We start from the raw sequence: 6421 nt of genomic DNA on the forward strand, positions 1-6421 counted from the left end.
CACCGTGCCTACTCTGGACCCATGGCGCACAATCATGTCCTCGCAATCGTCCTGGCAGGTGGTGAGGGGAAGCGACTGATGCCCCTGACCGCGGACCGGGCCAAGCCCGCAGTGCCCTTCGGGGGCCACTACAGACTCATCGACTTCGCCCTGTCCAACATGGTGAACTCCGGCTACATGAAGGTCGTCGTGCTGACGCAGTACAAGTCGCACTCCCTGGACCGCCACGTCACCAAGACCTGGTACATGTCCCCCCTGCTGGGCAACTTCGTGGCGCCGGTGCCCGCCCAGCAGCGCCGTGGTCCCCACTGGTACCTGGGCAGCGCGGACGCCATCTACCAGTCCCTCAACATCGTCGACGACGAGAAGCCGGACTACATCGTCATCATCGGTGCGGACAACATCTACCGCATGGACTTCTCCCAGATGGTCGCCCACCACATCGCCTCCGGCCTGCCGGCCACCGTGGCGGGCATCCGCCAGCCCCTGGAGCTGGCTCCGTCCCTGGGCATCATCGACGGGAAGGACGGCGTGGTCCAGGACTTCCTCGAGAAGCCCAAGCACGCCCAGGGCCTGCCCGACGACCCGACCAAGGTACTGGCGTCGATGGGCAACTACGTGTTCACCACGAAGGACCTCATCGCCGCCCTGCGCGAGGACGCGGCCGACGACGACTCCCGCCACGACATGGGGGGCGACATCATCCCGTGGTTCGTGCACCGTGGCGGTTGCGGCGTCTACGACTTCAAGGACAACGAGGTCCCCGGCTCCACCGAGCGCGACCGCAACTACTGGCGTGACGTCGGCACCCTGGACGCCTACTACGAGGCGAACATGGACCTCATCAGCGTCCACCCGGTCTTCAACCTCTACAACCGGGACTGGCCGACGATGACGCTGCTCGACGGTTCCCTCCCTCCCGCGAAGTTCGTCTACGGGGACGAGCACTCCCGCATGGGGCACGCCGTGGACTCCTTCGTCTCCCCCGGGGCGATCATCTCCGGCGGCGAGGTCTACCACTCGATCATGTCCCCGGGCACCTACGTGCACTCCTGGGCGCAGGTCACCGACTCGGTGGTGATGAGCGACACCCGCATCGGGCGCCACGCCATCGTCTCCAAGACCATCCTCGACAAGTCCGTCGTGGTGGAGGAGGGGGCGGTCGTGGGCGTCGACCTCGAGCACGACCGTGAGCGGGGGTTCACCGTCACGGAGTCCGGCATCACCGTCGTCCCCAAGGGAATGGTCGTCTCGAAGTGAGCCCCGCGCACGCGGTGGCCGTGGCCGCACTCTCGGCGACCCCGATCGTGTGCCCCCCCGACCTCCCCGCGCGACTCGGCATCCCGGGTGGGCAGGTGTCCCTCCTGCGCTCCCCCCGCCCACGAGGGCGGACCCGCCTGGCACGTCCTGCGCATCAGCGGCACGACGGACGCCGACCTCGACGCGGCCCGTGCCCGGGATCTCCTGCGCCCCCTCGCGCCCGACGTCGTCGTGGTGCCGGGACCCCTGGTGGCCACGCCCCCCGGACTGGTCGTCACGGACGTGGACTCGACACTGATCACCCAGGAGGTCATCGAGGAGCTCGCCGGCCACGCCGGGACCCGGGCGGAGGTCGCCGAGGTGACCGCACGGGCCATGAACGGCGAGCTCGACTTCGCCGAGTCCCTGCGCCTGCGGGTCGCGACGCTCGCCGGCGTGCCCGCCACGGTCTTCGGTGAGGTCCTCGCCGGCATCGTCCCGACACCCGGTGCCGGTGACCTGGTGGACGCGGTGCACGCCAGTGGCGGGGTGTTCGGGGTGGTCTCGGGCGGTTTCGAGGAGGTCGTCGCACCGCTGTGCCGGGGAATGGGGATCGACCACTGGGTCGCCAACCGCCTCGAGGTCCGCGACGGGAGTCTGACGGGGCGGGTCCGCGGGGAGATCGTCACCTCCGCGACCAAGGTGTGGAAACTGCGGGAGTGGGCCGCGGAGCACGACGTGCCCCTGGGGTTGACCGTGTCCATGGGGGACGGCGCCAACGACGTCCCCATGATGCGCGCGGCCGGGCTCGGCGTCGCGTTCTGCGCGAAACCCGCGGTCCGGGCCGCAGTGCCCGACACCATCTCCGTGCAACGCCTGGACGCCCTCGCCGGGATCCTCGCCCTGCCGCTGGGGCGCGCCTCGCGCTGAGGCGCGACCACCCCGGGTCGCCCCCTCAGCCGGCGGGATGCACCGGCGCGTGCACCAGACGCAGCGTGCACGTCCCCTCGTCCAGGTCCGTCCACTCCCCCACGAAGCCCAGGATGACGGCGGTCGCCGTCGGCACGCCCAGCCCGACCTCGTCGCGGCCCTCACGTGTCGCGGCCAGCACGGTCGCGGCGGAGGAGATCGTGGGCTCGTGGCCCACCAGGACGGCCGAGCCACCCGTGAGGGACCGCGCGAGCTCCATGATGGCCTCCACCCCGGCGAGGTAGAGGGAGTCGTCCACCCACTGCTCCCCGAGGTCGACGGCACCCGCGATGCCCTCGAGGGTCTCCCGGGCACGCAGCGCGGGTGACACCACGGCCGTGTCGATGCGTGGCAGGACCTCCGCCAGCTCAAGTCCGAGCCGACGGGCCTGGTCACGACCCTCCGCGGTGAGGTGGCGGCCCCGGTCACCCGAGGAGCTGTGCCCCTCGGCCTTCGCGTGCCGGACGAGGACGAGCGTGCGCGTGGTCATGTCGCCTAGGGTAGTGGGGCACTGCACCTGAGGAGGCACGATGGCACTGGCACACGGGCCCGAGGACTTGGTCTGCTCGGCCCGGGAGTGCGAGGAACCCGCCACGGTCGCCGTCATCTGGTCGAACCCGAAGATCCACACGGGTCGCCACAAGACCTGGCTGTCCTGCGAGGCGCACCGCCAGTTCCTCGTCGACTACGTGGGCCTCCGCGGTTTCCCCGTCGAGGTCGTCACCCTGGAGGAGCTGGCAGCACGGGAGCGGGGACAGGCCTAGGATTCCCTTTCCCCCGTCGTGGGCAGCCTCATGGGCCCCGCCGCGGGCAGCTCACAGCGTGCGGTTGCGGGCCGCCAGGAGGTCGGGGTCCACGGGCCTGTCGGCGAAGACGAGGCGCGTGCAGGCCTCCCCACCGGGCACCGGGGGGCGCCGCATCCGCACCCGCAGTGCCTCCCCCGTCAGTCCCTGCCAGACCAGGTCCAGGCCGAGGCGTCGGCAGACCCGCTCGGAGGCGGGGTTCGTGGACAGGAGGACGGCGGTCACCGCCAGGTCGGGCACCCGCCGGGCGAGCAGGTCCAGGACCGCCCGCGCGGCCTCCGTCGCGTACCCCCTGCCCCAGACGTCGGGACGCAGGCGCCACCCGATGTTCACCAGGGCGCCCGTGGCCACCAGGTCCCGTGGCCCCGAGGTGTCGGTGACGATGCGCGTGGGGGTGTCGCCCTCGTGGGCGAGGACGAATGCGCCCGCGGAGCCGATGACACGGCCGCTGCCCCGCAGACGCAGGGCGTACTGCCCGACCCCGAGACGTCGGAAGGACCCCCGGGAGAGCGCGACGAAGGAGGTCGCCTGCCGTGGGTCCAGCCACCTCCCCATGGGGAAGTGTGCCCAGGTCGCGGGGTCGGAGTAGATGGAGTGCAGTGCGGGGGCGTCCTCCTCCACGAGGGGACGGAGGTCCAACCTGTCGGTGGTGAGGGCGGGCATGCGCCCCAGCCTAGGCCGCGACCGGGGGATCCGGCCGGTGCGACGACCGCACAGGCACGGGACGCAGCGGCGGTCGCGCCGCCACCCACACCGGAGCGGGACCCGGGCCGGTGCGGACTCAGGTGAGGGTGACGAGGTCCAGGTAGGAGGGGTCCCAGAGGTCCTCGTCCGCGTCCGGCAGCACCAGGACCCGGTCCGGCTCCAGGGCCTCGACGGCACCCGGGTCGTGGGTGACGAGGACGACGGCCCCCTCGTAGGTGCGCAGCGCGTTGAGGATCTCCTCGCGCGACGCAGGGTCGAGGTTGTTGGTCGGTTCGTCCAGGAGGAGGACGTTGGCTGCGGAGACCACCAGGGTGGCCAGGGCCAGCCGCGTCATCTCACCACCCGAGAGCACCGAGGCGGGCTTGTCGACGTCGTCCCCGGAGAAGAGGAACTGACCGAGCACGTTGCGCACGTGCGTGGTGTCCAGGCCGGGGGCGGCGTGGGCCATGTTCTCGTAGACGGTGGCCCCGAGGTCCAGGGTCTCGTGCTCCTGGGCGTAGTAGCCGAGCTTGAGGCCGTGACCGTCCACGACCCGGCCGGTGTCGGGCTGCTCGATGCCGGCGAGGATGCGCAGCAGGGTCGTCTTGCCGGCGCCGTTGAGCCCCAGGACCACGACCTTCGCCCCCCGGTCGATGGCCAGGTCCACACCCGTGAAGACCTCGAGGGACCCGTAGGACTTGGAGAGCCCCTCCGCCGAGAGCGGCACGCGGCCGCAGGGGGCGGGTTCGGGGAAGCGCAGGCGGGCGACCTTCTCCTGCTGGCGTTCCTCGCCCACGGAGGAGAGCAGGTCCTCCGCCCGGCGCAGCATCTGCTGGGCGGCGACGGCCTTGGTGGCCTTCGCCCGCATCTTCTCACCCTGGGAGCGCAGCTGTTCGGCCTTCTTCACGGCGTTGGCCCGCTCGCGGCGGCGCCTGCGCTCGTCCTCCTCGCGCTGCTTGAGGTAGGCGGACCACCCCAGGTGGTAGATGTCCACCTCCGCGCGGTTGGCGTCGAGGTAGAAGACCTGGTTGACGGTGTCGTCGAGGAGCTTGACATCGTGGCTGATCACGAGGAAGCCGCCGGGGAAGCCCCGCAGCCAGTCACGCAGCCAGATGATCGAGTCGTGGTCCAGGTGGTTGGTCGGCTCGTCGAGCAGGAGCACGTCGGCATCGGAGAAGAGCACCCGGGCCAGCTCCACGCGGCGTCTCTGGCCGCCGGAGAGGGTGTCGAGGGTCTGGTCGAGGACCCGGTCCTCCAGGCCCAGCGCGTGGGCGATCTGGGCAGCCTCGGCGTTGGCGGCCCAGCCCCCGGCATTGGTGAACTGCTGGTCGAGGCGCACGTAGCGCTCCATCGCCTTGACCTGGCGGTCCCCCTCCAGGGTGGACATGTCGTGCTCGGCCCGGCGGATCTTGGCGATGAGGGCGTCGATGCCGCGCACGGAGATGATGCGGTCGCGGGCCAGCTGCGACTGGTCACCGACGTGGGTGTCCTGGGCGAGGTATCCCACCGTCCCCGTGCGGGTGATGGTGCCGGTGTGCTCGGCGGTGCCGCGGTCGGCCTCCCCGGCCAGCAGACGCATGGTCGTCGTCTTGCCGGCGCCGTTGCGTCCCACCAACCCGATGCGCATCCCCTTGTCGATCCGGAAGGAGACGTTGCGCACGAGTTCGCGGGCGCCGATGCGCAGCGAGAAGTCCTGGACGTTGATCACCCGCGGCAGTCTAGTCGGTGCCCGGTGCGGCCCGGCCCGCTGCCCACTCCCCCGCGCGGACCGCTCCCCTGCGCGGACCGCTCCTCCGCGCGGACCGCTCCCCTGCCCCGCCCGCCGCCCGCTCTCCGCTGGGCCCCACTCATCGCACCGTGCCCGCCTGCGCTGCCCGAGGCACGGCCCCGTCGTGGGACGGGCCACGAGCAGTGCCCGCGTCCGACGGTGCACAATGGGGGGCGCCCCGACCCCTTCCACAGGAGGAAACGTGCCCGAGAACGACGTCACCCGACCCCTGCGGGTCTTCGACGTCATTGCCGTACTCTTCGTCGCGTTCCTGCTGATCTCGAACATCGCGGCCACGAAGCTCATCGCGCTCGACTTCGGTGTCCTGCCCACGCCCCTGATCTTCGACGGGGGTGCGGTGCTCTTCCCCCTGACCTACATCCTGGGGGACGTGCTCTCGGAGGTCTACGGCTTCGCCAGGGCACGACGCGTCATCGTCCTGGGCTTCGCGGTCTCGATCCTGGCCTCACTGATCTTCTGGCTCGTCCAGATCGCCCCACCCGGTCCCGGCTACGAGCACCAGGCCGCCTTCGAGGCGGTGCTGGGATTCGTCCCCCGCATCGTGGCGGCCTCGCTGGCGGGCTACCTCGTGGGGCAACTGCTCAACTCCTGGGTGCTGGTGTGGATCAAGCGCACCTGGGGTGAGGACCACCTCTGGGTGCGCCTCATCGGCTCCACCCTGGTGGGTGAGGCGGTGGACACGCTCGTCTTCTGCACGATTGCCTTCTACGGGGTGATCACCGGGGCCGACTTCCTCAACTACGTCCTGGTCGGCTACGTGTACAAGGTCTCCGTCGAGGTCCTCATGCTGCCCGTCACCTACCCGGTGATCGGTTGGGTCAAACGGATCGAGGGCCAGTCCCCGGCCGGTGTCCGCGAGTCCGAGGACGTCGCATGAGCACGGGCACCCCGTGGCTGGCTGGTCCCACGTCGCCCTCGTCCCCCGCCGCACTGCCCA

General features: G+C 70.9%; 7 protein-coding genes. 4 read left to right on the plus strand and 3 right to left on the minus strand.

Features of this window, described 5'->3' with window-relative positions; genetic code table 11:
- Positions 1-21: 21 nt before the first annotated feature.
- Positions 22-1260, plus strand: a complete 1239-nt coding sequence (locus TA90_RS06820) for a glucose-1-phosphate adenylyltransferase (RefSeq protein WP_043535322.1) — start codon at positions 22-24, stop codon at positions 1258-1260.
- A gap of 231 nt (positions 1261-1491) precedes the next feature.
- Positions 1492-2169, plus strand: coding sequence for a phosphoserine phosphatase SerB (serB, locus tag TA90_RS06825; RefSeq protein ID WP_043535330.1), 678 nt, complete (start codon positions 1492-1494; stop codon positions 2167-2169).
- A gap of 25 nt (positions 2170-2194) precedes the next feature.
- Here serB and TA90_RS06830 read toward each other — a convergent pair whose 3' ends face one another.
- Positions 2195-2698 carry a SixA phosphatase family protein gene (locus TA90_RS06830; protein WP_043535323.1) on the minus strand — a complete coding sequence of 168 codons (504 nt, stop codon included), beginning with the start codon at positions 2696-2698 and terminating at the stop codon, positions 2195-2197.
- A 40-nt stretch (positions 2699-2738) separates the two neighbouring features.
- Here TA90_RS06830 and TA90_RS06835 point away from each other — a divergent pair, with 40 nt between their 5' ends.
- Positions 2739-2972, plus strand: coding sequence for a hypothetical protein (locus TA90_RS06835; protein WP_043535325.1), 234 nt, complete (start codon positions 2739-2741; stop codon positions 2970-2972).
- A gap of 51 nt (positions 2973-3023) precedes the next feature.
- On the opposite strand, the gene TA90_RS06840 is transcribed toward TA90_RS06835, so the two are convergent.
- Together TA90_RS06840 and TA90_RS06845 are read right to left on the minus strand one after the other, a co-directional pair.
- Positions 3024-3674, minus strand: coding sequence for a GNAT family N-acetyltransferase (locus TA90_RS06840; protein ID WP_043535326.1), 651 nt, complete (start codon positions 3672-3674; stop codon positions 3024-3026).
- 118 nt (positions 3675-3792) lie between these two features.
- The gene (locus tag TA90_RS06845; protein ID WP_043535327.1) at positions 3793-5403 is read right to left on the minus strand and encodes an ABC-F family ATP-binding cassette domain-containing protein; all 1611 of its coding nucleotides are present in this window, start codon (positions 5401-5403) and stop codon (positions 3793-3795) included.
- Positions 5404-5629: 226 nt separating this feature from the next.
- On the opposite strand from TA90_RS06845, the gene TA90_RS06850 reads away from it, so the two are divergent.
- Positions 5630-6361 carry a queuosine precursor transporter gene (locus tag TA90_RS06850; RefSeq protein WP_082031533.1) on the plus strand — a complete coding sequence of 244 codons (732 nt, stop codon included), beginning with the start codon at positions 5630-5632 and terminating at the stop codon, positions 6359-6361.
- Positions 6362-6421: the final 60 nt, after the last annotated feature.

Origin of the sequence: Actinomyces polynesiensis (assembly GCF_000820725.1) — a bacterium.
Lineage (GTDB): Bacteria > Actinomycetota > Actinomycetes > Actinomycetales > Actinomycetaceae > Pauljensenia > Pauljensenia polynesiensis.